A 26230-nucleotide genomic window follows, 5' to 3' on the forward strand; every position below is an offset into this window, starting at 1 on the left:
CCCGGCAGTCTACTGCTACACGAAGCCATACCCAGAGCGACCATTGGAGTCGCCAGAGCCTGGACCTAGGCCAGCTACAGGAGCTTGCATGACCAAACAACACGCCTTTACCTACGAAGACTTGCTGCGCTGCAGCCGTGGCGAGCTCTTCGGTCCGGGCAATGCCCAATTGCCCGCACCGAACATGCTGATGATCGATCGGATCGTGCATATCAGTGAGGTAGGCGGGAAATACGGCAAGGGCGAACTGGTGGCGGAACTCGATATCCGTCCCGACCTCTGGTTCTTCGGCTGCCATTTCGAAGGTGACCCGGTGATGCCGGGCTGCCTGGGCCTGGATGCCATGTGGCAGCTGGTTGGTTTCTACCTTGGCTGGCAGGGCAATCCGGGTCGCGGTCGCGCCCTGGGCTCTGGCGAAGTGAAGTTCTTCGGCCAGGTACTGCCGACCGCCAAGAAGGTCACCTACAATATCCATATCAAACGCACCATCAACAGGTCGCTGATTCTTGCCATCGCCGATGGCACCGTAAGCGTGGACGGCCGCGAGATCTACTCCGCCGAAGGTCTGCGCGTTGGCCTGTTCACTTCCACCGATAGCTTCTAAGGGCTTTTCGCATGCGTCGCGTCGTCATTACCGGTCTGGGTATCGTTTCGTGCCTGGGCAATGATAAAGACACCGTTTCCGCCAACCTGCGCGCAGGCCGTGCCGGCATCCGTCACAATCCGGAATATGCCGAGATGGGTCTGCGCAGTCAGGTTTCCGGTTCCATCGACCTGAACCTCGAAGAATTGATCGACCGCAAGGTCAAGCGCTTCGTCGGCGATGCCGCTGCCTACGCCTATCTGGCGATGGAGCAGGCGATCAAGGACTCCGGCCTGGCCGAAGACCAGGTTTCCAATCCCCGTACCGGCCTGATCGCCGGTTCCGGTGGCGCTTCCACCTTCAACCAGATGGAAGCCCTGGACATCCTGCGCGAGAAGGGCGTCAAGCGCGTCGGTCCCTACCGCGTGACCCGGACCATGAGCAGCACGGTTTCCGCCTGCCTGGCCACCCCCTTTAAGATCAAGGGCCTGAACTACTCCGTAGCCTCGGCCTGCGCCACCAGCGCCCACTGCATCGGCCTGGCCATGGAGCAGATCCAGCTCGGCAAGCAGGACGTCGTCTTTGCTGGCGGCGGCGAGGAAGAGCACTGGACCCAGAGCATGCTGTTCGATGCCATGGGCGCGCTCTCCAGCGACTACAACGAGACGCCGGAAAAGGCTTCCCGTGCCTACGACAGCAAGCGTGACGGTTTCGTCATCGCCGGCGGCGGCGGCATGGTGGTGGTCGAGGAACTCGAGCACGCCCTGGCCCGTGGCGCCAAGATCTACGCCGAGATCGTCGGCTACGGCGCGACTTCCGATGGCTACGACATGGTCGCCCCGAGTGGCGAAGGCGCTATCCGCTGCATGCAGCAGGCGCTGTCCACCGTCGATGGCGAGATCGACTACCTGAACACCCACGGCACCTCCACCCCGGTGGGCGACGTGGCCGAGATCAAGGGCGTGCGCGCCGTGTTCGGTGACAAGGCTCCGGCCATCAGCTCCACCAAGAGCCTGTCCGGTCACTCCCTGGGCGCGGCCGGTGTCCACGAGGCCATCTACTGCATGCTGATGATGGAAGGCAACTTCATCGCCGGCTCGGCCAACATCGACGAGCTGGATCCGGAGGTCGCCGACCTGCCGATCCTGCGCGAGACCAAGGAAGACGCCAAGCTGGACCTCATCATGAGCAACAGCTTCGGCTTCGGCGGCACCAACGCCACCCTGGTCCTGAAGCGCTGGCAGGGCTGATAGCCCTCGCTTGTGTGACCCAAACGGCGCCTCTGGCGCCGTTTTTCATTTCTGCCCCCTGCCCGGCTGAACCGGTCACAGGCCCTGCGGTCGAAGGCGCCGGCACTTCGCCTGCGAACCTCCAGGAAGAATGGATTCAGCAGCGTGAATAGCTTAATCTCGCGCCGCTTCGCTGTGTCTGCGCAGCCGCCATAGACAGCGCTGTCTGGACATGCCGGACAGAAACAAGAAACTGTAGTACCCATGGAGCCCCAATGCACAATCAAAACCAGAGCTACCGCGGACCCTTGATCGTCCTCACCATGCTGTTCTTCATGTGGGGGCTGATCACCTCGCTGAACGACATCCTCATTCCCCACCTCAAGGCGGTCTTCACCCTCAGCTATCTGCAGGCCTCGCTGATCCAGTTCTGCTTCTTCACCGCCTACTTCATCGTGTCCTTCCCAGCGGGTCGCCTGGTGGAAAGCCTGGGCTACAAGAAGGGCATCATCGTCGGCCTGCTTACCGCCGGCGTCGGTTGCGTGCTGTTCTACCCGGCAGCCGGAGCCCAGTCCTATGGCTTCTTCCTGACGGCCCTGTTCGTACTGGCGGCCGGTATCACCGTGCTGCAGGTGGCAGCGAATCCCTATGTCACCATCCTCGGCAAGCCGGAAACCGCGGCCTCGCGCCTGAACCTGACCCAGGCCTTCAACTCCCTGGGTACCACCGTCGGCCCACTGGTGGGCGCGGTGACCATCCTGGCACTGGTCGGTGAAGACTCCGCCGCCCACTCGGTGCAGCTGCCCTACCTGATCCTGGCCGGCATGCTGGTGGCCCTGGCGGTGATCATCGGTCTCTTCCGCCTGCCGCAGATCAAGGACACCGAACAGGACAACGCTACTGACGAAAACGCCCTGACCGCCAGCAGCGTCTGGGCCTATCGCCACCTGCTGCTCGGCGTGGTCGGCATCTTCATGTACGTGGGTGCGGAAGTCTCCATCGGCAGCTACCTGGTGAGCCTGATGGAAAGCCCGGACGTGGCCGGCCTGAACGCCGCCACCGCCGCCAAGTACCTGTCGCTGTACTGGGGTGGCGCCATGATCGGTCGCTTCATCGGCGGCGTGATCATGACCAAGGTGCGGCCGAACCTGGTGCTGACCTTCAACGCCATTGCCATTGGCGTACTGCTGGCCATCGCCGTGCTGCAGGGTGGCAAGGTCGCCATGTGGGCGCTGCTGGCCATCGGCTTCTTCAACTCCATCATGTTCCCGACGATCTTCTCCCTGGCGCTCAAGGGCCTGGGCAAGTTCACTTCCAAGGGTTCGGGCCTGCTGTGCATGGGTATCGTGGGTGGCGCGCTGGTGCCGGCCATCCAGGGCTACTTCGCCGACACCATCGGCCTGCTGCCCTCCTTCCTGATCCCGCTGGTCTGCTACCTCTACATCCTGTTCTACGGCGTGATGGGCTATCGCCCCACCCTGCGTCGCTGATCCACCCCCGAAGCGCTGGCGGTCTGCCAGCGCTTCACCCCCCCTGCCGCTACCCGCTTCCCCTCCTATCCCTCTGCCTCGACAACCCGGCTGCGACCAGGCTGCCTGGCGGGTCGTACGCGCCCGTCCGACGCTCGCGAGTCATTCCCTCAGCCCTACCAGCCCTTCGGCAAGAGGGCGCTCGCAAGACCCGCCCAGGGCGCCCTGCCGCCCTTCGCCGTAGCCCGGCTGCCACTCCACCCGTGATGGAGCTGCCGCCCTGACGCCTTGGCCGTCACCCTGAGCCCCCGTCGATTGACCGCTCGGCACTCTCGGCCAGGCACGCCACCGCCGCCCTCCCCGCTCCGAATCCGGCACAAAAGAAAACGCCCGCATCTTGCGATACGGGCGTCTGGTAGTGACCGCAGGGACCGCTCCAGGAGCGGCCCTTGCATCAGCCTCAGGCAGTCTGGCGAGCTTCCTCGACTTCGACGGCGTTCGGGCCGCGAGCGAGTTCGGTCTTCAGGGTCTGCTCGTCCAGCTGGCCGCACCACTTGGCGACCACGATGGAGGCCACGCCGTTGCCGACCAGGTTGGTCAGGGCGCGGGCTTCGGACATGAAGCGGTCGATACCCAGGATCAGTGCCAGGCCGGCGACCGGTACGTGACCGACGGCGGACAGGGTGGCGGCCAGCACGATGAAGCCGCTACCGGTGACGCCCGCAGCGCCCTTGGAGGAGATCAGCAGCACCAGCAGCAGGGTGATCTGGTGGGTGATGTCCATCTGGGTATTGGTGGCCTGGGCGATGAACACCGCGGCCATGGTCAGGTAGATGGCGGTACCGTCGAGGTTGAAGGAGTAGCCGGTGGGGATCACCAGGCCAACCACCGACTTCTCGGCGCCCAGCTTCTGCATCTTGGTCAGCATGCGTGGCAGGGCGGACTCGGAAGACGAGGTACCCAGCACGATCAGCAGTTCTTCACGGATGTACTTGATGAACTTGAGGATGCTGAAGCCGTGCATGCGCGCCACGGCGCCCAGCACCAGCAGCACGAACAGCAGGCAGGTGATGTAGAAGCAGGCCATCAGGTAGCCCAGCTGCACCAGGGTGCCGACGCCGTATTTGCCGATGGTGAACGCCATGGCACCGAAGGCGCCGATGGGGGCGAGCTTCATGATGACGTTGATGATGTTGAAGAAGACGTGGGAGATGCGGTCGATGAAGTTGAACACCAGTTGACCGGTCTCGCCCAGGCGATGCAGGGCGTAGCCGAACAGCACGGCGAAGAACAGGACCTGCAGGATCTCACCGGTAGCGAAGGCATTGACGACCGTCGAGGGAATGATGTTCAGCAGGAAATCGATGGTGGTCTGCTTTTCCGCGGCCGCGGCATAGGCCGCGATGCCCTTGGTGTCCAGGGTGCTGACGTCGACGTTCATGCCGGCGCCCGGCTGGACGATGTTGACCACGATCAGGCCGATCAGCAGCGCGATGGTGGAGAAGATCTCGAAGTACAGCAGCGCCATGCCGCCGGTCTTGCCCACGGCCTTCATGTTCTGCATGCCGGCGATACCGGTCACCACGGTACAGAAGATGATGGGTGCGATGACCATCTTGATCAGCTTGATGAAACCGTCACCCAGAGGCTTCATGGCAGCGCCGGTCTGGGGATAGAAGTGGCCGAGCAAGATACCCAGGACGATCGCCAGGATCACCTGGAAGTAGAGACTCTTGTAGAGCGGCTGCTTGACGGGCACCTTGGGCGCGGGAGCTGTAGTAGTTGTTGTATCGACGGTTGCTGTCATGGCTCGATCCCTTGTGGCCACTGCCTGACGTCCTGTCTGAGTGGGCACTGACTGAAAGTGGCTCTCTCATCCTGAGAGCTTTTTGTTGTGGATCCGGTGGCCGTGCGACGGTGACACCAGCATCTGGCTTGATATAAGCAATCGCCGTTCCACATCCTGGTGCGCAATCAAAGGGCCAGCTTTCATGCACCTTTCAGTCGAAAGTCTAGTTGCCAGCGGCGGGCGGAACCCCGCCATCCGACGGAAACCGGCGGAAATCCCCCCGGGCCCGAGGCGGTTTTCCGCCAGCCGGAGTCGGTAGTCGGCTATTCTTTGCGCGCCTTTTCGTCGGAGCCCGTCGTGATCCGTTGCTGTCCTCCCCGAGTGGTCGGCTGAGATGCCTGCCCTGCCCGCCTCCGACCTGCCCGGCTGCTGCACGCCACCCGAGCCGCTGCCGCCCCTGGCGGTCGAGCTCGGCGCCCTGGCCCTGCGGCACTGTCGCTTCGATCCCGCCCAGGTGAGCTTCGAGCGCGACGCCCTGCGCCTCGGCGCCCTGCCGCCGGACAATATCCGCCGCGCCGTGGCCAAGCGCCAGGCCGAATACCTGGCCGGTCGTCTCTGCGCCCGCGAGGCCCTGCGCCAGTTGAGCGGCACCCCCGTCGTCCCCGGCCATCGCACTACGGACCGTGGGCCCGCCTGGCCGTCCGGCTGGGTGGGTGCCATTACCCATAGCCATGGCTGGGCAGCCGCCGTGGCGGGCAAGGCAGGGGACTACCTGGGCCTTGGCCTGGACGTGGAAACCCTGCTCGAACCGGACAAGGCCCTGCGCCTGGCCGAGCAGATCCTCACCCCGGCCGAACGGGAACGCCTGCAGCCGCTGGACGAAAGGCAGCAGGCCTTTGCCATCACCCTGGCCTTTTCCGCCAAGGAGAGTCTGTTCAAGGCGCTGCATCCCCAGGTCGGGCAGATGTTCTTCTTCCAGGACGCCGAGATCCTGACGATGGATCCCAGCGGTACCTTCGATCTCCGGCTGCTGATCGCGCTGTCGCCGCACTGGTCCGCCGGGACCGCGTTGCGCGGCCACTTCCGCCTGGACGAGGAAGATCGGCTGTTGACGCTGGTCGCGCCTCGTCACTGAGAGATGACGCCATATGGAGGAAGCGCTCTCTGGTCGATCAGGTGCATAGCCGTCTGCCGGGGCAGAACGTCGCACTGGCCATCGAACGTTTTCTTATGGTGGAGAGGGTGTTCATAGCGAACCGGTATATCCCCTGACGCTTTCGTCTCACCGGCCCTGTCAGGTTGTACGTTATTTGACCACTCGGCTCTGAGCCCAGCCTTCACGCGCACTGGCCAGGTACCACCCCCAGGATACCCCCCAGTCCCGAACAGCTTATCCACGTCTTATCCACAGCCGGAAACGTGACAAACGCGACATCTAGTGGCCCTTGCACCCCCATACCACCATATATAGCAGTTCGTCGGTATGACCCGGGACGGCGAAACACCCCTCTGTCAAGACTGTCTTCCCTAGCGAGGAGGGCTTATCCTGTTGCCCGAATCATGAATTTCCAGGGTCCCTGACCCCGAACGCCGGTTCCCTCGGGAATCGGCGACAGTACGGCTTTTCGTTGGAATCCTCAGGGGTAAAGACGCGATCGGCAGTCGTCGCGCAGGCCCAGACCAACACTTTTCCGGATCGCCGGCTCGCCGACGACCCCTCTTTCCGATCAAGGGAGTTCCGCATGCACACCGACCTGACCCGCGAGCAAGCCCAGCAGGGCCGCCCGGCGCAAGATGACAGCCAGGACCTGGGCGCCACCGCCCCCGGTCAACTGCGCGTCATCAAGCGCAACGGTACCGTCGTCCCCTATACCGACGACAAGATCACCGTGGCCATCAGCAAGGCTTTCCTCGCCGTGGAAGGCGGTACCGCCGCGGCCTCCTCGCGCATCCACACCACTGTCAAGCAGCTCACCGACCAGGTCAGCAGCACCTTCAAGCGCCGCATGCCCTCCGGTGGCACCATCCACATCGAGGAGATCCAGGACCAGGTCGAACTGGCGCTGATGCGCGCTGGCGAGCAGAAGGTTGCCCGCAGCTACGTGATCTATCGTGAAGCCCGCAGCCAGGAGCGCAAGCAAGGCGCCGTCAGCGACATCGCCGAGCCGCACCCGAGCATCCGCGTGACCAAGGCCGACGGCACCACCCAGCCGCTGGACATGGGCCGCCTGAACACCATCATCACCGAAGCCTGCGAAGGCCTCGAAGAGGTGAACGGCGAGTTGATCCAGAAGGAGACGCTGAAGAACCTGTACGACGGCGTGGCCGAGAAGGACGTCAACACCGCTCTGGTGATGACCGCCCGCACCCTGGTCGAGCGTGAGCCCAACTACTCCTACGTCACCGCCCGCCTGCTGCTGGACAGCCTGCGCGCCGAAGGCCTGAGCTTCCTCGGCGTCGCCGAATCCGCCACCCACCACGAGATGGCCGACCTCTACGCCAAGGCCCTGCCTGCCTACGTCGCCAAGGGCGTGGAGCTGGAGCTGCTGGACCCGAAACTGGCCAGCTTCGACCTGGAGCGCCTGGGCGCCGCCATTGATCACGAGCGTGACCAGCAGTTCACCTACCTGGGTCTGCAGACCCTGTACGACCGCTACTTCCTGCACAGCCACGGCACCCGCTTCGAGCTGCCGCAGCTGTTCTTCATGCGCGTGGCCATGGGTCTTGCGCACATGGAGAAGGACAAGGAAGCCCGCGCCATCGAGTTTTACAACCTGCTGGCCAGCTTCGACTACATGGCGTCCACCCCGACGCTGTTCAACGCCGGCACCCTGCGTCCGCAGCTGTCCAGCTGCTACCTGACCACCGTCCCCGATGACCTGTCCGGCATCTATGGCGCCATCCACGATAACGCCATGCTGTCGAAGTTCGCCGGCGGCCTGGGCAACGACTGGACCCCGGTGCGCGCCCTGGGCTCCTACATCAAGGGCACCAACGGCAAGAGCCAGGGCGTCGTGCCCTTCCTCAAGGTGGTCAACGACACCGCCGTGGCGGTCAACCAGGGTGGCAAGCGCAAGGGCGCGGTCTGCGCTTACCTGGAAACCTGGCACCTGGACATCGAGGAATTCCTCGAGCTGCGCAAGAACACCGGTGATGACCGTCGGCGTACCCACGACATGAACACCGCCAACTGGATCCCCGACCTGTTCATGAAGCGCGTCTTCGAGGATGGCAACTGGACCCTGTTCTCCCCCGCCGACGTGCCCGACCTGCACGACCTCTACGGCAAGGCCTTCGAAGAGCGCTACGAGTACTACGAAGCCCTGACCGAGTACGGCAAGCTCAAGCTGCACAAGACCATCAAGGCCAAGGACCTCTGGCGCAAGATGCTGTCCATGCTGTTCGAGACCGGCCACCCGTGGCTGACCTTCAAGGACCCGTGCAACCTGCGCAGCCCGCAGCAGCACGTGGGCGTGGTGCACAGCTCCAACCTCTGCACCGAGATCACCCTGAACACCAACAAGGACGAGATCGCCGTGTGCAACCTGGGTTCGGTGAACCTGGTGAACCACATCGTCGACGGCAAGCTGGACGTGGCCAAGGTCGCCCGTACCGTCAAGACCGCCGTGCGCATGCTCGACAACGTCATCGACATCAACTACTACTCGGTGCCCCAGGCGGAGAACTCCAACCTCAAGCATCGTCCGGTCGGCATGGGCATCATGGGCTTCCAGGATGCGCTGTACCTGCAGCACATCGCCTACGGCTCCGATGCCGCCGTGCAGTTCGCCGACACCTCCATGGAAGTGATCAGCTACTACGCCATCCAGGCCTCTTGTGACCTGGCCGAAGAGCGTGGCAGCTACTCCAGCTTCCAGGGTTCGCTGTGGTCCCAGGGCATCCTGCCGATCGACTCCGAGAAGCGCCTGATCGAAGAGCGCGGCGCCAAGTACATCGAGGTCGACCTGTCCGAGACCCTGGACTGGGCCCCGCTGCGCGAGCGTGCCAAGAAAGGCATCCGCAACTCCAACATCATGGCCATCGCGCCGACCGCGACCATTGCCAACATCACCGGCGTGTCCCAGTCGATCGAGCCGACCTACCAGAACCTCTATGTGAAGTCGAACCTCTCGGGCGAATTCACCGTCATCAACCCCTACCTGGTACGCGACCTCAAGGCCCGCGGCCTGTGGGACTCGGTGATGGTCAACGACCTCAAGTACTACGACGGCTCCGTGCAGCAGATCGAGCGCATCCCGCAGGATCTGAAGGACCTGTACGCCACCGCCTTCGAAGTGGAGACCAAGTGGATCGTCGAGGCCGCCAGCCGTCGCCAGAAGTGGATCGACCAGGCCCAGTCGCTGAACCTGTACATCGCCGGCGCCTCGGGCAAGAAGCTCGACGTGACCTACCGCATGGCCTGGTTCCGCGGTCTGAAGACCACCTACTACCTCCGCGCCCTGGCCGCCACCAGCACCGAGAAGTCCACCATCAACACCGGCAAGCTGAACGCCGTGAGCGCCGATCCCATCACCGGCGTCCAGGCCAGTGCCGCGCCCGCCCCGGCGCAGAAGGTCGAGGCGGCACCCGCCGCGGCACCGGCTCCGGTGCCCAAGGCCTGCAGCCTCGACGATCCCGAGTGCGAAGCTTGCCAGTAACACCCCAAGCCCTCTCCCCGTAGAGGGCTGCTCTTTATCCCCTCTCCCCCTGGGAGAGGGCTAGGGTGAGGGCCACGCCGCCCCGCCCCCACCACACAGCCACCCAGGAGACACCTCATGCTGAACTGGGAAGAATTCGACAAAGACGACGACACCGCCACCGCCAAGCCCGCGCAGGCCGCCGGCCAGCAGGCGCCCGCCCAGACCGAGCGCCTGGATTCCGAGGGCGACGCCCTGGTCCATGACGCCCGCGCCCCGTCCGCCGACGACTCCGACGCCGTGGCCCGCGCCAAGGCCGCGCTGAACGAACTGGACATTCAGGAAGGCCTGGACGACCTGGAAGGCTCTTCCGCGCGCGTGCACGTTGGCGACAAGCAGATGATCAATGCCCGCGCCGACCTCAACCAGCTCGTACCCTTCAAGTACGACTGGGCCTGGCAGAAGTATCTGGATGGTTGCGCCAACCACTGGATGCCCCAGGAAGTGAACATGAACGCCGACATCGCGACCTGGAAGAGCGCGGACGGCCTCACCGAGGACGAGCGCCGCATCGTCAAGCGCAACCTCGGCTTCTTCTCCACCGCCGACTCCCTGGTTGCCAACAACCTGGTGCTGGCCGTCTACCGCCTGATCACCAACCCCGAATGCCGCCAGTACATTCTGCGCCAGGCCTTCGAAGAGGCGATCCACACCCACGCCTACCAGTACTGCATCGAGTCGCTGGGCATGGATGAAGGCGAGATCTTCAACATGTACCACGAGATCCCGAGCGTCGCGAAAAAGGCGAGCTGGGGCCTGAAGTACACCCGCTCCATCTCCGACCCCGAGTTCAAGACCGGCACCCCGGAGACCGATCGCCAGTTCCTCAAGAACCTGATCGCCTACTACTGCGTGCTGGAAGGCATCTTCTTCTATTGCGGCTTCACCCAGATCCTCTCCATGGGTCGCCGCAACAAGATGACCGGCACCGCCGAGCAGTTCCAGTACATCCTGCGTGACGAGTCCATGCACCTGAACTTCGGCATCGACATGATCAACCAGATCAAGATCGAGAACCCGAGCCTCTGGGATGCCCAGATGAAGGACGAAGCCACCCAGATGATCCTCCAAGGCACCCAGCTGGAGATCGAATACGCCCGCGACACCATGCCCCGCGGCGTGCTGGGCATGAACGCGGCGATGATGGAGGACTACCTCAAGTTCATCGCCAACCGCCGCCTGACCCAGATCGGCCTCAAGGAAGAATACCCGGGCGCCACCAACCCCTTCCCCTGGATGAGCGAGATCATGGACCTCAAGAAGGAGAAGAACTTCTTCGAGACGCGGGTGATCGAGTATCAGACTGGTGGGGCGTTGAGCTGGGATTAAAAACTAGACCCTCTAGAATTTAACATATCACTGATCGCACTATAAAAGCCTCGCACAAAGCGGGGCTTTTATTTAAAAGAGCCAAACCATGTCAATACAGCTATCAGAAGAACAAAAAGAAAAACTTAGAAAACTGGAATTGGCTTTACGTTTGGCGTCAAGTAAACACGACTATAAGAAGGCTCGTGAAGCCACGATAGAAATCCAAAAAATACTCAAACCTACAGGACATGAGGCACGCCTGCTTCAGGCAAAGAACTATCTTTTCGAAACCGCTTTAGAGACAGGCCTATTGGACACCGCAATACCAGGATTCATTGGGGTCCGTCAAAAAGCAGCCCAAACCACCCGCCTTTACCTAGAAGCCACAACATTACTAGCTATTTGCTACCTCAGGAAAAAGGATCTAAAGTCAGCAAGTACATTTATGGTAGAGGCCTTTAGATATGAAAAAAACATCAAATCTCAAGCCAAGAGAACTGAATTCAAAGTAGGACTAGCTAAGCGCTTCGACGAGGAGGCACTGCTCGCATCATTAGAAAAACAAGAATCGCAGAATTTAGACGCAAGCATTATTCAAAACGATGCTGGAAAATTAATAAGAACAAAGCATGATGACGAAATACTCGAGATGCTGGGATCAACCATACCTGCAGAAGCGGTTCAATTTACGAAAGACGTTCATGACGAAGCCACTAAGCTTCTGACACGTGAAGAAAAATTATTACTCCCTTCCCCGGCATCTTTCACACAGAAGAAAAAATTAGGAAGCGACTTACTTTCCGCATTCAAAAGAGTTGTCTGGAAGTCTCTTTGCGACCCTCAGAGCGAAGTTTATAAAGCTTGGTTCAATAACGGACTGCAAGCTGTTCTTGACAAAAAATACATCACAACTGCAATTCTTAGTGCACTAGCAGGATTAAGCGCCGGAGGTTATGCAATAGCAGTATACTTATCAGCCTTGATTATAAAAATTGGCGTAGAAGTATTCTGCGAGACTTACACGCCAGCAAATATTATGAAAATGCGGAAATAAAAAATAGAAACCCTGATAAAGCACTGCCACTAGAAAGGGAAATCAAGATGCATATTCTAAGCGAAGGTAGAAAAGACTTTCTAGACTTCCTAAGAAACCTTACACCTCAAGCCATATTACTATCAATGTCCTTTTTGACATTTCAAAAAATCGTATATGAAGAGCTATATACTCAAAAAAACGTTTTCCTATTTGCAATAGCAACAATTTTCACCCTTACTTGGCTTGCAGCCACCTACTGCAGCATCACACTATTTCTAGAAAACTCCATCAGACTTCCAGAGCTTGATAGAGGAAAGCCTGAAGGAAAGATTGATTTTTTAAGGAAACTCATCAAGAACATTATAGTCTGCTGGAAATTTAGGAAAACCATATTCCTAGAAATATTGATAATTTTTATAATAATAGAAACAAGCGTAGTGATCACCATGTATAACGCAATACAAATCACTACAAACCTTTTGCGACACTCTTAATAAATCACAACGCAGCAGTAGAGAATCGCAAATCAAATAAATCAAAACCCAACACAGACTAACAATAAGAAATTAAGCTCACACCTAAAAACGGCAGCTATTTTATAAAACCAGACAACTAATCTCACATATGTAATAAGACGACTGCCATATCTAATATATTCTTAAAGGCCACCCCATGCCCCGCTGGACCGACCAACCCGCCACCGACACGGATGCCGTCTTCGATTTCATCCTCATGTTCTCCGGCACCTTCCTGCGGCGCCATGCTTCGCTGCTGGCCAAGGTACTGCCGCCGACCTTGGGCTTCGGGATGTTCCTGGCCTATTTCGCCCGTAATCACTTCTATCCCAGCTTCGATCTCTTCCAGTTTTCGTCGCTGTTGCTGGCGGCTGCCTGCCTGGGCTTCCTGACCATAGGCGCCTTCGTCGCCGCGCTGTTTCTGCCTGGGGCCTGGGTCTATTACCGCTTCATCAACACGGCGGCGATCAAGGAAGACATCACCTACGCCCTGCCCTATCGCGGCGAGGGGCGCTTTCGCAAGGTCATGCTGTTGATGACGCTGGTGTTCTTCGTGCCCTATCTGCTGGCGGGGTTCAGCGATGCGGCCATTCTCTTGGTCGATCCTGAGCTGTTCCTTAGCGTCGCCTTTCTTGCGCCCATCGCCATCACGCTATTGGCGGGCATGGCCATACAGGGGATGTTCGACTTGCGTCGCTTCAGCTTCCTGAAGTTCGTCTGGGAGGCTTACCTGTCGACGATGGTCGTCGGCCTGTTCATCGTCTGGATGCTGGCCCAGGCCTATCCGCTGGTGAGCGATTGGCAGCCTCTGCTCAAGTGGGGTGCTCTGGCCATCGCTCCCTTCATCATCGTTTTCGTCACGACCATGACTTCCATGTTGTTCATCGCGGGGTGGAAGGCGGCGATGATGTTTTCCCTGTTCTTCGCTCTCTTTCTCGCCGGCTATAGCGGTGTGCTTACCACCCTGCCCGAGACCATGGTCAAGACGCTGGGCCTGGGTAACTACCAGGCCAGGGCCATCGTGCTCGACACCTCCTATTGCGCCAAGGAGCAGGCCAGGGTGCTGCCCACCGATGACCAGTGCGTGCTCAAGCAGGTACAGGTGGTTTGGTCGTTGGGGAGGCCTTCGAGCTGCGGCTGGCGGATGGCAGCACGGCGCGGTTGCCGGCATCGGCGATTCGGACGCTGGTGAAACCCCAGTAACGGGTAGGCCGCCTAAGCCCGCCAAAGGTCAGGTTTGAATTAGCGTTATCTGCCCGTCATCATGACGGGCAATCCTCTGCCTCAAGCCCGCGCCTGCCGTGTCGATAAGACTGCGGTGCGGCTCCGCTTTGGCGGGCGCTCATCCCAGGCAGGGAGCGCCCTTCTCGTATCCAGACAGGTCCGATTCGCCCATGGCACTCGATGCCCCTACCATGCTGATACTCACCATCGCCCTGGCGGCTGCCGCGGCGGGCTATCTGGCCATCGAGTGGCGGTCGGTGCGCGAGTCAGCGCTTTTGTACTGGAGCATGGGTTTCGCCCTCATTAGCGTGGGTAGCACCCTGGCGCTGTTGCGCAGTCAGGGGCTGTTGCTGGTGGGCATCTGGTTCGCCAATGGGCTGCTGATCTTCGTGCATGGCCTCTTTCTGCTCGGCGTGGCGCGCTTCACCGGGCGCCGTCTGAGTCTGGGCTGGTGGGCCTTCGCCGCCCTCTGGCTGGGGTTGTTGCTGCTGCCCAACGAGCCCTGGTGGTCCAAGGTGCTGCTGGTGGTGCAGTCGCTGCTGATCGGCGTCCTTTCGATAAGGGCGAGCCTGCTGCTGCGCCGGCGCAACGCCGGAGAACGACAGTTGCGTGCGGTGCTGCTGATCCATGGCCTCTTCTACCTGGCCAAGATGATTCCGCCGCTCACCCCTGGCACCTTGATCGATCTGGCGGTCTATCGCGGCGCCATCATCCAGATCTCCCTGGTGGAGGGGGTGATGGCGGTGATGCTGATCGCCCTGTCGATGACCGGCACGGTGCGTTATCGCCGCGAACAGCGCATCGAACGGCTGGCTGGGAGCGATCCCCTGACCGGCCTGTACAACCGCCGGGCGCTGGAAGCCGAGGCGCCGCGACTGTTCGGCCAGGCAACACCGGCACGACCTGGCGCCCTGCTGCTGATCGATCTGGACAACTTCAAGCTGGTGAACGACCTCCATGGCCACGCGGCGGGTGACGGCCTGCTGATCGCCCTGAGCGACCTGCTGCGCACCACCCTGCCCCGCCAGGCGCTGGCCGCTCGACTGGGGGGCGATGAATTCGTGGTGCTGCTGGGTGAAGCGGCCGATGCGGATGTCGTGCGTTTGGCAGACACCCTGCGCCAGCGCTTCAACCAGCTGGCGGCGCAGCGCCTGCGGACGCCCGAGCCCGTCACCCTGAGCATCGGCGCCGTGCTGTTCGATCAGCCGCCGGAAAGCCTGGCGGCCTTGCTAGAGCGCGGGGACAGTGCCCTCTACGCCGCCAAGCGCGGCGGGCGGGATGGATTGCGGATGAGCCTGGGCTGAGGCCGCGCTAATGGCTTAGGCTTGGGCGATTGCCTGACCGGAGCCACCATGCCCATCGCCCTCGAATCCCCCGACCAACCCGAGGTGATCGCCCTGGTCGCCGAACTGGATGCCTATCAGGACGGCCTCTATCCGCCCGAGAGTCGTCATGCCCTGGATCTGACGTCGCTCATGCAGCCGAACGTGCTGTTCCTGGTCGCCCGGGATGACAGCGGCACTGCCCTGGGCTGTGGGGCCATGGTGCTGCAGGACGGCTATGGCGAGATCAAGCGGATGTATGTGAGCCCCAGGGGTCGCGGGCAAGGGCTGGGTGGGCGTCTGCTGGCGGAGCTGGAGCGCGAAGCGGCAGGCCGCGGGTGTGAGCTGGCGCGACTGGAGACGGGGCCTTATCAGCCGGAGGCCTTGTGGCTTTATGAGGCAGCGGGTTACCAGCGGCGTGGTCCTTTTGGGGAGTATCGGGAGGATCCGTTGAGTGTGTTCATGGAGAAGCGGCTAGATCCGTAGGGTGGACAACGCGAAGCTTGTCCACGCGGGAGTTTTGGGATCATGTGTTGGTGGAGTCAGTGGAAAAGGCTGACGCCGTTTTCCACGCTACGGGTTTTGTAGGGTGGACAACGCGAAGCTTGTCCACGCGGGAGTTTTGGGGTCGTGCGTTGGTGGCGCCGGTGGAAAAGGCTGCGCCGTTTTCCACGCTACGGGACCTGTAGGGTGGACAACGCGAAGCTTGTCCGCGCGGGAGCTTTGGGGGCGTGCGTTGGTGGCGTCAGTGGAAAAGGCTGCGCCGTTTTCCACGCTACGGGACCTGTAGGGTGGGCAACGCGAAGCTTGTCCACGCGGGAGTTTTGGGGGCATGCGTTGGTGGCCTCAGTGGAAAAGGCTGCGCCGTTTTCCACGCTACGGGTTGAGCTATCGTTTCTGTCTCTGCTCAAGGAAGAGCTGCCATGTCTCGATTTCGTCGTGCCCGTGTTCCGGGGGCTTCCTATTTTTTCACCGTTGTCCTGGCGGATCGGCGTAGCGATCTGCTGACGCGCCATATTGATCTGCTCCGCGAGACCGTGCGGGTGACGCAGTCGCGCCATCCCTTTCATATCGATGCGTGGGTCACCCTCCCCGATCATCTGCATTGCATCTGGACCCTGCCGGAGGGCGATGCGAATTTCGCCTTGCGCTGGAAGGTGATCAAGTTCGGTTTCTCAAAGCGCCTGCCAGTAGGTGAAGAGCGTACCGCAACGCAAAGGACCCGGGGTGAACGTGGGATATGGCAGCGGCGGTATTGGGAGCACCTGATAAGAGACGAGCAGGATTACCAGCGTCATGTGGAGTACATTCACTTCAATCCGGTCAAGCATGGCCACGTTGGCGCGGTGAAGGACTGGCCTTATTCGAGTTTCCATCGAGCGGTGCGGGAGGGGCTCTATCCGCAAGATTGGGGTAGAGACTTTATGGCGGAGATGGGGCATTGGGGGGAATAGCTACGTAGGGCGGACAAGGGAAGCTGGTCCACGCGGGGTCACGACTTGGCGGCATCAGTGGAAAAGGCTGCGCCGTTTTCCACGCTACGGTAGCCCTTAGCCCACCAGCGCTTGAGGCAGCGAGGTAGGGTGGACAACGCGCAGCTTGTCCACGCAGATACTCCAGTCATGCGTTGATAGTGATCAGTGGAAAAGGCTCCGCCGTTTTCCACGCTACGGTAGCCCATGCCCACTAGCGCCTGACGCAGACGAACAGCGCATTGCCCGCCTCGCCGGTCCAGGGTTCGATGCGCTGGTAGTCGTGCTCCAGCACCTGGACGTCGAAGAGTGGCTCCAGCAGGGCCAGCAATTCGGGGAAGTCCACCGCCACCATGGGGTGTTCGTCCTGCCAGGTCTGCTGCTGGCCGGCGTGGCGGCGTTCGATGCGCAGGCGCAGTTGCTGGTGCTCGCCCTCGCCCGGGTAGTGCCAGGCGGAGGCGAAGCTGAAGTGGCCATCGGCCCGTTCGACGCTGTGGCCGACACTGGAGGCATTGTCGATGCGGCGCTTGTCGACTGCGTTGAAGCAGAACAGGCCGCCGGGCGTCAGGGCCGCCTGGACCCGCGCCAGGCACGCCTGGAGCCGTGCGAGGCTGCCGCTGTAGTGCAGGGAGTAGAGAAAGCAGGTGATCAGATCGACCGGCTGGTCCAGCTCGAAGGCGCACATGTCCTGGCAGGAGAAGTCGGCCTCCGGGCAGCGCAGCGCGGCCTGGGCCAGCATCGGCGGATTGAGGTCCAGCCCGCTGCTCTGGAAACCGGCATCGAGAAAATGCCGCACATGGGGGCCGGTGCCGCAGGCGAGATCCAGGTGACGGCTGCCGCCGTTGCCGAACAGCCGCTGCAGGCGCAGCACCGCCTGGCTCTGGGCCCGGTAGTCGATGTCGGCGCAGAGCAGGTCGTAGTAGGCCGACAGGTCGGTGTAGAGGGCGGTGGCGGACATCGCAGGGGCTCGGGGCTGGAGACGCGGGCGCGCATCTTAGTCGGTTTCTGCAACCTTCGACGCCTTATACTGGCGGTTTTCCCGAGAGTCCCCTGACGTGAGCAACAAGAGATACGCCTGCATCGGCCTGAGCAACCCCAAGTCGCCGTCCAACGTCGGGTCCATCATGAGGGCGGCGGGTTGCTACGGGGTGGCCTCGGTGTTCTATACCGGCACCCGCTACGACCGCGCCAAGGACTTCGTCACCGACACCAAGAAGGTCCATCAGGACATCCCGCTGATCAACATCGACGACCTGCGACGCATCCTGCCGCTGGGGTGCGTGCCGGTGGCAGTGGAGCTGGTGGACGGCGCCCGGCCGCTGCCCGAATACACCCATCCCGATCGCGCCCTCTATCTGTTCGGCTCGGAGGACGGCTCGCTGAGCCAGGAGCTGCGCGACTGGTGCGAGGACGTGGTGTACATCCCCACCCAGGGCTGCATGAATCTGGCGGCCACGGTCAATGTGGTGCTCTATGACCGCCTGGCGAAAGGCAACAACACTCGCTCCGGTCCGCTGTTTTAACCAAACCCCTGGGTCGGCCGGCGCAAGACCGGATCGAAGGGGTTGATGCGTGCGGCGATCACTCCGGCTTCGCGCCGGAGCAGTTCGATCACCGTGGGCAGGCGCTGGGGGTTGAGGCGTTCGCTCAGGGTGCCCACGCTCAGGGCCGCCACCGCCCGGCCGTTGCGGTCGAGGATGGGGACGGCAAGACCCGCCATGCCGGCCAGCACCCCGGTGTTGCGCGCGGCGTAGCCCTGCTGGCGGACGTTGTCGATCTCGGCGCGCAGGAGCACCTCATCGTAATGATGGGCATCGCGCAGCCGCGGCAGGTTGTAGCGGATCACCTCTTCGCGCTCTTCCTCGGGCAGGAAGGCGAGGATCGCCAGGGCGCCTTGGCCGCCGCCCAGGGGCACGCGACCGCCGATGTCGCCGGTGAAGGTACGGATCGGATAGGGTCCCTCGCTGCGGTCCAGGCACATGGCGTCGAAGCCGCTGCGCGCCAGCAGGAACAGCGAATCGCCCAGGGATGCCGACAGCCGCAGCAGGCTGGGGCGCGCCAGGTCGCGCAGGTTGCCGACCTGGCCGGCGCGAGCCGCCAGGGCAAAGAAGTCCAGGCTCAGGCGGTATCTCTTGCTGCGGGCGCACTGCTCGACCATGCCCTCCTCCACCAGGCCGCGCAGCAGCCGGTGGGTGGTGGGTTGCGACAGCCCCACGCGCTCGGCCAGGCGGGTGACCTTTTCCCCCTCGGGATCGCCCTCGCCCAGGGCGCGCACCACGGCAAACACCCGGCTGATGGCGCCGACGCCTACCTCTCCCGCAGTGGTCTTTCTTTCAATGGAATCTTCCATCTACACCGCTCCAAAATATTCCACTGAATGAAAAAATATGAAAAAAGAGTCCATTCAGTGAAAAACCTGCTTGTCCTGCATCCTAGGTCGCCCTTACCTTCAGGTCCATAGGGCGATACTCACAATCACCGGACGCCGCCAATCGAGCGAGCGCCAACGTCCCAGATCCAGGCTGTCTTTCGCCCTGCCCATACCTTGCCCACCTTTCCCGTGGGCGCGACCGGAGGAGCATTGCGGCCATGGCTTTCCTGACTCTCGACAATCTCAGCAAGCGCTACGGCGACAGCTACGCGGTGGCCGGTTCGACCCTGGCCATCGAGCGCGGCGAATTCGTCTCCCTGCTCGGTCCCTCCGGCTGCGGCAAGACCACCACCCTGCAGATGATCGCCGGCTTCGTCGACGTCAGCAGCGGGCGCATCCTCCTCGACGGCCAGGACATCACCCACGCCAAGCCGGCCAGCCGCGGCCTCGGGGTGGTCTTCCAGAGCTATGCGCTGTTTCCGCACATGACGGTGCGCGACAACGTCGCCTTCGGCCTGCGCATGCGCAAGGTGGCGGGCGCCGAGCTGGCGCGGCGCGTCGAGGAGGCCCTGGGCCTGGTGCACCTGGGTCAGCACGCCGAGCGCTATCCGCGCGAACTTTCCGGTGGCCAGCGCCAGCGGGTGGCCCTGGCGCGGGCGCTGGTGATAGCCCCGCCAGTGCTCTTGCTGGACGAACCACTGTCCAACCTGGACGCCCATCTGCGCGAAGAGATGCAGTTCGAGATCCGCCGCATCCAGCGCGAGGTGGGCATCACCACCCTGATGGTGACCCACGACCAATCCGAGGCGCTGTCCATCAGCGACCGGGTGGTGGTGATGGAGGCCGGGCGCATCACCCAGGTGGATGCGCCCTATCGCCTCTACGAACACCCGCGCAACAGATTCATCTCCGATTTCGTCGGCAAGGCCAACCTGCTGCCCGGCAGCCTGGATCCCCAGGGTCGACCACAGATCACCGCGGGCGGCGCCCTGGCGATCTCGCTGCGGCCGGAAAAGATCGAGGTACGCCCCGCCGGTGAGGGGCGTCTGCAAGGGCGGGTGCTGACCCGTTTCTTCCTCGGCAGCCAGTGGCTGTATCGCCTGGAGACGGCGCTGGGCGAGGTCTCGGTGCTGCGCAGCAACGATGGGCTGCCGCCGCTGGACGAAGGGCAGCGTGTCGGGCTGCACTGGGACGACGGTCTGCTGCGCCGGCTGGAAGCCGCGGAGGCCGCGGCATGAGCACCCTGCTGCGCGGCACCGGTCGCGCCTATCTGCTCAGCGCCCCGGCGCTGGTGCTGTTCGCCGGACTGCTGCTGGCGCCCCTGGCGCTGACCCTGGCGCTGTCCTTCAACGTCTTCGACTACGAGACCGGGATCAAGGAAGGCAGCTACACCCTGGCGCACTACATCAGCCTGCTGGGCGACCCCTATTTCTACGAGATCTTCCTGCGCACCTTCTGGATCAGCGCCCTGGTCACCCTGCTCTGCGTGCTGATCGGGGTACCGGAGGCCATCGTCCTCAGTCGCATGGGCGCGCCCTGGCGCTCAATCTTCCTGATCCTGGTGCTGACGCCGCTGCTGATCTCGGTGGTGGTGCGCGCCTTCGGCTGGAGTCTGCTGCTGGGCGCCGACGGGCTGGTCAACCAGGCCATCGTGGCCCTGGGCGGACGGCCGCTGAAGCTGCTCTACACCCCCTTCGCGGTGATCGTCGGCCTGGTCCACGTGATGCTGCCCTTCATGATCATCCCGGTGTGGACCTCGCTGCAGAAGCTCGATCCTTCCGCCGAGCAGGCCGCGCTGTCGCTGGGCGCCAGTCACCTGACGGTGCTGCGGCGCATCGTGCTGCCCCAGGTGATGCCCGGGGTGCTGTCGGGGACGCTGATCGTCTTCGGCCTGGCCGCCAGCTCCTTCGCCATCCCCGGCCTGCTCGGCGGACGCCGGCTGAAGATGGTCGCCACCCTGATCTACGACCAGTACCTGGCCGAACTCAACTGGCCGATGGGCGCCACCCTGGCGGTGGCCCTGCTGCTGCTCAACCTGCTGGTGATGCTGGGCTGGAATCGCCTGGTGGAACGCCGCTACAAACGTGCCCTGGGAGTCTGACCTCATGACCCGCAACGGCCCGCTCGGGCTCGCCTTCCATACCTTGGTGATGGTCTTCATGCTGGCGCCGCTGGTGGTGGTCTGCCTGGTGGCCTTCACCCCGGAGAACACCCTCAGCCTGCCCACCTCCGGCTTCTCGCTGCGCTGGTTCGCCGCCGTGTTCGAACGGGCGGACTTCCTCACCGCCTTCTACAACAGCCTGCAGCTGGCGGCGCTGTCGGCGACCCTGGCGACGCTGATCGCGGTACCGGCCGGGCTGGCCATCACCCGCTACCGCTTTCCCGGCCAGGGCTTTCTCAACGGCCTGTTCCTCTCGCCGATCATCATCCCGCACCTGGTGCTGGGCGTGGCCATGCTGCGGCTGTTCGCCCTGCTCGGGGTGAACGGCAGCTTCAGCTGGCTGGTGCTGGCCCACGTGGTGGTGATCACCCCCTATGTGCTGCGCCTGGTGATCGCCGCCGCCATCGGCATCGACCGCAGCGCCGAGCAGGCCGCCGAGAGCCTGGGCGCCAGTCGCACCACGCTGTTCTGCCGCATCACCCTGCCGATGATCCTGCCCGGGGTGGCCGGCGGCTGGCTGCTGGCCTTCATCAACAGTTTCGACGAGGTGACCCTGTCGATCTTCGTCACCTCCCCCGCGACCCAGACCCTGCCGGTGCGGATGTACGTCTACGCCACCGAATCCATCGATCCGATGATGGCGGCGGTGTCGGCCCTGGTGATCGCCCTCACCGCGGCCACCATGATCCTGCTCGACCGCGTCTATGGCCTGGATCGCGTGCTGGTGGGCAAACAATGAACAGCCGAGACCTCTCCATGGCACTGCTCAAGCGGGTGGCCGAAGTCGACCGCCCGACCCTGGCCTTCACCCTCGACGGCCAGCCGGCCGAGGGCCTGCAGGGCGATACCCTGCTCACCGCCATCCTGACCCAGAGCGATCACCTGCGTGGCAGCGACTTCGGTGGCGAACCCCGCGCCGGTTTCTGCCTGATGGGCGCCTGCCAGGACTGCTGGGTGCGCCTGGCCGATGGCCGTCGGGTGCGCGCCTGCGCCACCTTTCTCGAGGCGGGCCAGGCGATCAGTCGCGACCCGGGGCGGCCGCTGTGAGCGCCGTGGTGGTGGTGGGCGCCGGGCCGGCGGGCATTCGCGCGGCCCAGACCCTGGTCGCCCATGGCCTCGAGCCGGTGCTGCTGGATGAAAGCGCCCGCGGCGGCGGCCAGATCTATCGCCAGCAACCGGACAATTTCCAGCGTCCGCCAAAGGCGCTGTACGGCTTCGAAGCCGGCAAGGCCCAGGCACTGCACGGTGCTTTGACCGAGGTGAAGACGGCGCTGGACTATCGGCCTGACACCCTGGTGTGGAATGCCGAGCAAAGCGCCCTGGATACCCTGAGCCAAGGCCGCTACGTCGACCGCCTGACCTTCGACCAGGTCATCGTCGCCACCGGTGCCACCGACCGCATCCTGCCCGTGCCGGGTTGGACCCTGCCGGGCGTCTATAGCCTCGGCGCGGCCCAGGTGGCGCTCAAGTTCCAGGGCTGCGCCATCGGCAGCCGTCCGGTACTGGCCGGGACGGGCCCGCTGCTCTATCTGGTGGCCTATCAATACGCCAAGGCCGGGGCCAAGCCACTGGCGGTACTGGACAGCGCGCCCTTCCGCGACCAGGCCGCGGCCACCCCGGCCCTGCTCGGCCAGCCGGCCATCTTTGCCAAGGGCCTCTATTACCGCAGCTGGCTGGCGCTGCATGGCGTACCCGTGCACCAGGGCGCCGAGCTCCTCGCCGTCGAAGGTGAACGCCGGGTGGCTGCCGTGCGCTGGCGCGCTGCCGATGGTGAGGCGCATCGACTGGAGTGCGACGCCCTGGGCTTCGGCCAGACGCTGCGCAGCGAGACGCAACTGGCCGACCTGCTGGGGTGCGACTTCGCCTGGAGTGGCCTCAATCGCGCCTGGTTGCCCGTGCGGGACAACGGCGGTCGCAGCAGCCAGGCCGGGGTCTACCTGGCCGGCGATGGCGCCGGTATCCAGGGCGCCGATGCCGCCGAACTGGCGGGCGAACTGGCGGCCCTGAGTCTGCTGGACGATCGGGGCGTGCCGGTGGACAGGGCGCGCATCCAGGTCCTGCAAGGACGGCTGGCGCGCTTCGAGGTCTTTCGCCAGGGCCTGGAGCGAGCCTTCCCCTTCCCCGCGGACTGGGCGGCCAAGGCGCCGGACGCACTCATGGTCTGTCGCTGCGAACAGGTCAGCGCGGGCGAGATCCGCGCCGCCGTGGGCCAGGGCCATTGGGAGATCAACAGGGTCAAGGCCACCTGCCGGGTCGGCATGGGCCGCTGCCAGGGGCGCATCTGCGGCGCCGCGGCGGCCGAGCTGATCGCCTGCGCCAGTGGTCGTCCGCCGGACCAGATCGGCCGGCTGCGCGCCCAGGCGCCGATCAAGCCGCTGCCCTTCGGCGTGGAGCTGGCGCCATGAGCCGGCTGGACGTGGATGTCCTGATCATCGGCGGCGGCATCGTCGGCAGCAGCGCGGCGCTGTTCCTGGCCCAGGGCGGCCAGCGCGTCGTCCTGCTGGAACGCAACTTCTGCGGCGCCCAGGCCAGTGGCGTCAACTACGGCGGGGTGCGCCGCCAGGGCCGCCCGCTGGTGCAATTGCCGCTGTCCAGTCGCGCCCATCAGCTCTGGGGCGGTCTGCAGGACCTGCTGGGTACCGATGGCGAATACCTCAGATCCGGCCACCTCAAGCTGGCCCGCAGCGACACCGACTTCGCCTCCCTGCAGGCCTATGCCCAGGCCAGCCAGGGCTTCGACCTCGATCTGCAACTGCTCGACCGGGGCGAATTGCGTCGCCGCTTTCCCTGGGTCGGCGACATCGCCGTGGGCGCCTCCTTCTGCCCGGAAGACGGCCACGCCAATCCACGCCTGGTCTCCCCGGCCTTCGCCCAGGCGGCTGCCCGGGCGGGCGCCCGAATCCTCGAGCGGACCGCCGTGACCGCCGTCGAGCACGACGGCCAGCGCTTCCAGCTCCGCACCGACAGCGGCCTGACCTTGAGCGCGCCCTGGCTGCTGAATTGCGCGGGCGCCTGGGCCGCGGAGCTGGCCGCCCGCTTCGGCGAGCCGGTACCCCTTACCGCGGCCCATCCGGCCATGCTGGTGACCGAACCGCTGCCCCCGTTCATGACCGCCAGCACCGGCGTGGAAGGCGGTGGCATCTATGCTCGCCAGGTGGCGCGCGGCAATTGCGTGCTGGGCGGCGGGCGCGGTTTCGCCCTCGACGCCGACCGCGCCCGCCCCGGCCAGCTGGCCATCCTCGACATCCTGAGAAACGCCGCCGAACTCTATCCGGCCCTGACCGGTGCCCAGGCGATCCGCACCTGGAGCGGCGTCGAGGGCTATCTGCCGGACCACCAGCCGGTGCTCGGCCCCAGTCTCACCACTCCCGGCCTGCTGCACGGCTTCGGCTTTGCCGGCGCGGGCTTCCAGATCGGGCCGGCGGCTGGCGAAGCCCTGGCCGAGTGCATCCTGCAAGGCGCGCCCCGGCACAGCCTGCAGGCCTTTTCCATCGCCCGTTTCCCTTCCCAGCCCAGGAGTTCCCAATCATGCGCCTGACCCCTGCCCTGCTCGTGGCCCTCGCCGGCCTGCCCCTGGCCGCCGTGGCCGAACCGACGCTCTATCTCGGCATGAATGGCGGCACCATGGAGCGCCTCTACGCCGACAGCGTGCTGCCCGCCTTCGAGAAGGCGCACAACGTCAAGGTGGTGATCGTGCCCGGCACCTCGGCGGACATCCTCGCCAAGGTCCAGGCCAGTCCGCAGAAGCCGCCGATCCACGTGATGTTCCTCGACGACGGCATCATGTACCGCGCCATCGGCATGAATCTGTGCAGCCCGCTCAAGCCCAGCGCGAGCCTGGCGCAGATTCCCGACAAGGCCAAGATCAAGGACCAGGCCGCCGCCGTCAGCCTGGGCGTGACCGGTCTGGCCTACAACAGCCGGCTGTTCAAGGACAAGGGCTGGGCGGCGCCGACCTCCTGGGCGGACCTCGCCGATCCCAAGTACAAGGGCAAGGTGGTGTTCCAGTCGCTGTCCTCATCGACCTTCGGCCTGCACGGCTTCCTAATGTTCAACCGCCTCAAGGGCGGCACCGAGCAGGACGTCGACCCCGGCTTCAAGGCCTGGCCCACCACCGTCGGCCCCAATGTGCTGGAGTACATCCCCAGCTCGGCCAAGCTCTCGGAGATGGTGCAGACCGACGAGGCGGCGCTGTTCCCGCTGACCCCCACCCAGGTCACCGCGCTCAAGCTCAAGGGCATCCCGGTGGAATACGCGCCGCCCAAGGAAGGCGCCGTGGTGCTCAACGTCGCCGAATGCGTGACCGCCAACAACGACCAGCCGGAGCTGGCCCAGCAACTGGCTGAGTACCTGCTGACCCCGGAGGCCCAGGCCCCGGCGCTGGAACTGGGCGACCAGATCCCGTCCAATCCCAACACCCCCACCACCGACAAGACCCGCGGCCAGGTGGACGCCATGCAGAACTACCTGAAGACCGCCGTGACCATCGATTGGGACGAGGTCAACAAGGTGCGGCCGCAGTGGAATGCTCGCTGGAATCGGCAGGTGGAGCGTTAGTTGGCCGGATAGCGCAAACGCATCGCTAAAGGTCGACCCTGGACAACTCCGGTCCGGGGCGACCCCTCACCCTTGACGGCTTCCATCACCAGGAGAGCCGCCATGGCCAACCCGCCCATCACCGTTCTGCGCGACACCCAACCCATGCCCGTGGTCGATGCCTGCAAATGGGAGCGCATCGAAGGCGAGCCCCATACCGTCAACCTCAATGCCTACACCTCCGATGACGGCAGCAAGATCATGGGCACTTGGATCTGCACCCCCGGCAAGTGGCGCGTCGACTACGTGAAGTGGGAGTACTGCCACTTCCAGGAGGGCTACTGCATCATCACTCCCGATGGCCAGGAACCCATCCACCTCAAGGCCGGCGACATCTTCGTCGTCGAGCCCGGCATGAAGGGCACCTGGGAAGTGGTCGAGACGGTGCGCAAGTATTTCGTGTTCGCCTGATCAGGCCAGGACAGGCCCCGGCGCCAAGGCCGGGGCCAGCGGTC

At 63.5% G+C, this 26230-nt stretch carries 23 protein-coding genes; 20 read left to right on the forward strand and 3 right to left on the reverse strand.

Features of this window, described 5'->3' with window-relative positions:
- Positions 1-88 precede the first annotated feature (88 nt).
- From fabA to PVZ77_RS17130, 3 genes are all read left to right on the forward strand, one after another.
- Positions 89-604: a 3-hydroxyacyl-[acyl-carrier-protein] dehydratase FabA gene (gene fabA, locus PVZ77_RS17120; RefSeq protein ID WP_058761548.1), complete on the forward strand. Its 516-nt coding sequence runs from the start codon at positions 89-91 to the stop codon at positions 602-604.
- 11 nt (positions 605-615) lie between these two features.
- Positions 616-1833: a beta-ketoacyl-ACP synthase I gene (gene fabB, locus PVZ77_RS17125; RefSeq protein ID WP_133862490.1), complete on the forward strand. Its 1218-nt coding sequence runs from the start codon at positions 616-618 to the stop codon at positions 1831-1833.
- Positions 1834-2087: 254 nt separating this feature from the next.
- Entirely contained in the window at positions 2088-3302 is a 1215-nt protein-coding gene (locus tag PVZ77_RS17130) for a sugar MFS transporter (RefSeq protein WP_273807724.1), read from the forward strand.
- 439 nt (positions 3303-3741) lie between these two features.
- On the opposite strand, the gene PVZ77_RS17135 is transcribed toward PVZ77_RS17130, so the two are convergent.
- Positions 3742-5088, reverse strand: coding sequence for a dicarboxylate/amino acid:cation symporter (locus PVZ77_RS17135; protein WP_273807726.1), 1347 nt, complete (start codon positions 5086-5088; stop codon positions 3742-3744).
- Between the two features lie 376 nt (positions 5089-5464).
- Here PVZ77_RS17135 and PVZ77_RS17140 point away from each other — a divergent pair, with 376 nt between their 5' ends.
- The 8 genes from PVZ77_RS17140 to PVZ77_RS17175 all read left to right on the forward strand — a co-directional run bounded on the left by PVZ77_RS17140 (position 5465) and on the right by PVZ77_RS17175 (position 16629).
- Positions 5465-6205: a 4'-phosphopantetheinyl transferase family protein gene (locus tag PVZ77_RS17140; protein WP_273807727.1), complete on the forward strand. Its 741-nt coding sequence runs from the start codon at positions 5465-5467 to the stop codon at positions 6203-6205.
- Between the two features lie 607 nt (positions 6206-6812).
- Entirely contained in the window at positions 6813-9728 is a 2916-nt protein-coding gene (locus PVZ77_RS17145) for a ribonucleoside-diphosphate reductase subunit alpha (RefSeq protein WP_273807728.1), read from the forward strand.
- A 117-nt stretch (positions 9729-9845) separates the two neighbouring features.
- Entirely contained in the window at positions 9846-11096 is a 1251-nt protein-coding gene (locus PVZ77_RS17150; protein ID WP_183629036.1) for a ribonucleotide-diphosphate reductase subunit beta, read from the forward strand.
- 88 nt (positions 11097-11184) lie between these two features.
- Positions 11185-12132, forward strand: coding sequence for a hypothetical protein (locus PVZ77_RS17155; RefSeq protein ID WP_273807729.1), 948 nt, complete (start codon positions 11185-11187; stop codon positions 12130-12132).
- Positions 12133-12786: 654 nt separating this feature from the next.
- Complete coding sequence (locus tag PVZ77_RS17160; RefSeq protein ID WP_273807730.1) at positions 12787-13821, forward strand: hypothetical protein; 1035 nt, start codon at positions 12787-12789, stop codon at positions 13819-13821.
- 202 nt (positions 13822-14023) lie between these two features.
- On the forward strand, positions 14024-15157 hold the full coding sequence (locus PVZ77_RS17165) for a GGDEF domain-containing protein (protein ID WP_273807731.1): 1134 nt from the start codon (positions 14024-14026) through the stop codon (positions 15155-15157).
- A 48-nt stretch (positions 15158-15205) separates the two neighbouring features.
- Positions 15206-15661: a GNAT family N-acetyltransferase gene (locus tag PVZ77_RS17170; RefSeq protein ID WP_273807732.1), complete on the forward strand. Its 456-nt coding sequence runs from the start codon at positions 15206-15208 to the stop codon at positions 15659-15661.
- Between the two features lie 437 nt (positions 15662-16098).
- Positions 16099-16629 carry an REP-associated tyrosine transposase gene (locus tag PVZ77_RS17175; protein WP_273807733.1) on the forward strand — a complete coding sequence of 177 codons (531 nt, stop codon included), beginning with the start codon at positions 16099-16101 and terminating at the stop codon, positions 16627-16629.
- Between the two features lie 232 nt (positions 16630-16861).
- Here PVZ77_RS17175 and PVZ77_RS17180 read toward each other — a convergent pair whose 3' ends face one another.
- Complete coding sequence (locus PVZ77_RS17180; RefSeq protein WP_273807734.1) at positions 16862-17605, reverse strand: class I SAM-dependent DNA methyltransferase; 744 nt, start codon at positions 17603-17605, stop codon at positions 16862-16864.
- Between the two features lie 97 nt (positions 17606-17702).
- On the opposite strand from PVZ77_RS17180, the gene PVZ77_RS17185 reads away from it, so the two are divergent.
- Positions 17703-18170, forward strand: coding sequence for an RNA methyltransferase (locus PVZ77_RS17185; RefSeq protein WP_059226744.1), 468 nt, complete (start codon positions 17703-17705; stop codon positions 18168-18170).
- On the opposite strand, the gene PVZ77_RS17190 is transcribed toward PVZ77_RS17185, so the two are convergent.
- Positions 18167-18997: an IclR family transcriptional regulator gene (locus tag PVZ77_RS17190; protein WP_273807736.1), complete on the reverse strand. Its 831-nt coding sequence runs from the start codon at positions 18995-18997 to the stop codon at positions 18167-18169. The two genes, PVZ77_RS17185 and PVZ77_RS17190, sit on opposite strands and share 4 nt — an antisense overlap.
- A 239-nt stretch (positions 18998-19236) precedes the next feature.
- Between PVZ77_RS17190 and PVZ77_RS17195 the strand changes: the two genes are divergently transcribed.
- The 8 genes from PVZ77_RS17195 (at position 19237) to PVZ77_RS17230 (ending at position 26186) form a co-directional block, all read left to right on the forward strand.
- Positions 19237-20256 carry an ABC transporter ATP-binding protein gene (locus PVZ77_RS17195; RefSeq protein ID WP_273807737.1) on the forward strand — a complete coding sequence of 340 codons (1020 nt, stop codon included), beginning with the start codon at positions 19237-19239 and terminating at the stop codon, positions 20254-20256.
- Positions 20253-21119: an ABC transporter permease gene (locus tag PVZ77_RS17200; RefSeq protein WP_273807739.1), complete on the forward strand. Its 867-nt coding sequence runs from the start codon at positions 20253-20255 to the stop codon at positions 21117-21119. Before PVZ77_RS17195 ends, PVZ77_RS17200 begins: the two co-directional genes overlap by 4 nt.
- Positions 21120-21123: 4 nt before the next feature.
- On the forward strand, positions 21124-21918 hold the full coding sequence (locus PVZ77_RS17205) for an ABC transporter permease (protein ID WP_273807740.1): 795 nt from the start codon (positions 21124-21126) through the stop codon (positions 21916-21918).
- A 17-nt stretch (positions 21919-21935) separates the two neighbouring features.
- Positions 21936-22226, forward strand: a complete 291-nt coding sequence (locus PVZ77_RS17210; protein ID WP_273808044.1) for a (2Fe-2S)-binding protein — start codon at positions 21936-21938, stop codon at positions 22224-22226.
- Entirely contained in the window at positions 22223-23584 is a 1362-nt protein-coding gene (locus tag PVZ77_RS17215; protein ID WP_273807742.1) for an FAD/NAD(P)-dependent oxidoreductase, read from the forward strand. Before PVZ77_RS17210 ends, PVZ77_RS17215 begins: the two co-directional genes overlap by 4 nt.
- Positions 23581-24717 (forward strand): NAD(P)/FAD-dependent oxidoreductase, encoded by a 1137-nt coding sequence (locus tag PVZ77_RS17220; protein WP_273807743.1) that lies wholly within the window; start codon positions 23581-23583, stop codon positions 24715-24717. Before PVZ77_RS17215 ends, PVZ77_RS17220 begins: the two co-directional genes overlap by 4 nt.
- Positions 24708-25736: an ABC transporter substrate-binding protein gene (locus PVZ77_RS17225; RefSeq protein ID WP_187979971.1), complete on the forward strand. Its 1029-nt coding sequence runs from the start codon at positions 24708-24710 to the stop codon at positions 25734-25736. The genes PVZ77_RS17220 and PVZ77_RS17225 overlap by 10 nt, the downstream gene beginning before the upstream one ends.
- Before the next feature lie 102 nt (positions 25737-25838).
- Positions 25839-26186, forward strand: coding sequence for a cupin domain-containing protein (locus tag PVZ77_RS17230; RefSeq protein WP_273807744.1), 348 nt, complete (start codon positions 25839-25841; stop codon positions 26184-26186).
- The last annotated feature ends 44 nt before the right edge of the window (positions 26187-26230 follow it).

This window comes from Pseudomonas sp. SHLD1, from assembly GCF_028640935.1.
Taxonomy (GTDB): domain Bacteria; phylum Pseudomonadota; class Gammaproteobacteria; order Pseudomonadales; family Pseudomonadaceae; genus Chryseomonas; species Chryseomonas aestiva.

Bases quoted from the DNA above. Each gene is read 5' to 3' on its own strand.
- fabA (WP_058761548.1), top strand. From the start codon at position 89: ATGACCAAACAACACGCCTTTACCTACGAAGACTTGCTGCGCTGCAGC.
- fabB (WP_133862490.1), top strand. From the start codon at position 616: ATGCGTCGCGTCGTCATTACCGGTCTGGGTATCGTTTCGTGCCTGGGC.
- PVZ77_RS17130 (WP_273807724.1), top strand. From the start codon at position 2,088: ATGCACAATCAAAACCAGAGCTACCGCGGACCCTTGATCGTCCTCACC.
- PVZ77_RS17135 (WP_273807726.1), bottom strand. From the start codon at position 5,088: ATGACAGCAACCGTCGATACAACAACTACTACAGCTCCCGCGCCCAAG.
- PVZ77_RS17140 (WP_273807727.1), top strand. From the start codon at position 5,465: ATGCCTGCCCTGCCCGCCTCCGACCTGCCCGGCTGCTGCACGCCACCC.
- PVZ77_RS17145 (WP_273807728.1), top strand. From the start codon at position 6,813: ATGCACACCGACCTGACCCGCGAGCAAGCCCAGCAGGGCCGCCCGGCG.
- PVZ77_RS17150 (WP_183629036.1), top strand. From the start codon at position 9,846: ATGCTGAACTGGGAAGAATTCGACAAAGACGACGACACCGCCACCGCC.
- PVZ77_RS17155 (WP_273807729.1), top strand. From the start codon at position 11,185: ATGTCAATACAGCTATCAGAAGAACAAAAAGAAAAACTTAGAAAACTG.
- PVZ77_RS17160 (WP_273807730.1), top strand. From the start codon at position 12,787: ATGCCCCGCTGGACCGACCAACCCGCCACCGACACGGATGCCGTCTTC.
- PVZ77_RS17165 (WP_273807731.1), top strand. From the start codon at position 14,024: ATGGCACTCGATGCCCCTACCATGCTGATACTCACCATCGCCCTGGCG.
- PVZ77_RS17170 (WP_273807732.1), top strand. From the start codon at position 15,206: ATGCCCATCGCCCTCGAATCCCCCGACCAACCCGAGGTGATCGCCCTG.
- PVZ77_RS17175 (WP_273807733.1), top strand. From the start codon at position 16,099: ATGTCTCGATTTCGTCGTGCCCGTGTTCCGGGGGCTTCCTATTTTTTC.
- PVZ77_RS17180 (WP_273807734.1), bottom strand. From the start codon at position 17,605: ATGTCCGCCACCGCCCTCTACACCGACCTGTCGGCCTACTACGACCTG.
- PVZ77_RS17190 (WP_273807736.1), bottom strand. From the start codon at position 18,997: ATGGAAGATTCCATTGAAAGAAAGACCACTGCGGGAGAGGTAGGCGTC.
- PVZ77_RS17195 (WP_273807737.1), top strand. From the start codon at position 19,237: ATGGCTTTCCTGACTCTCGACAATCTCAGCAAGCGCTACGGCGACAGC.
- PVZ77_RS17200 (WP_273807739.1), top strand. From the start codon at position 20,253: ATGAGCACCCTGCTGCGCGGCACCGGTCGCGCCTATCTGCTCAGCGCC.
- PVZ77_RS17205 (WP_273807740.1), top strand. From the start codon at position 21,124: ATGACCCGCAACGGCCCGCTCGGGCTCGCCTTCCATACCTTGGTGATG.
- PVZ77_RS17210 (WP_273808044.1), top strand. From the start codon at position 21,936: ATGGCACTGCTCAAGCGGGTGGCCGAAGTCGACCGCCCGACCCTGGCC.
- PVZ77_RS17220 (WP_273807743.1), top strand. From the start codon at position 23,581: ATGAGCCGGCTGGACGTGGATGTCCTGATCATCGGCGGCGGCATCGTC.
- PVZ77_RS17225 (WP_187979971.1), top strand. From the start codon at position 24,708: ATGCGCCTGACCCCTGCCCTGCTCGTGGCCCTCGCCGGCCTGCCCCTG.
- PVZ77_RS17230 (WP_273807744.1), top strand. From the start codon at position 25,839: ATGGCCAACCCGCCCATCACCGTTCTGCGCGACACCCAACCCATGCCC.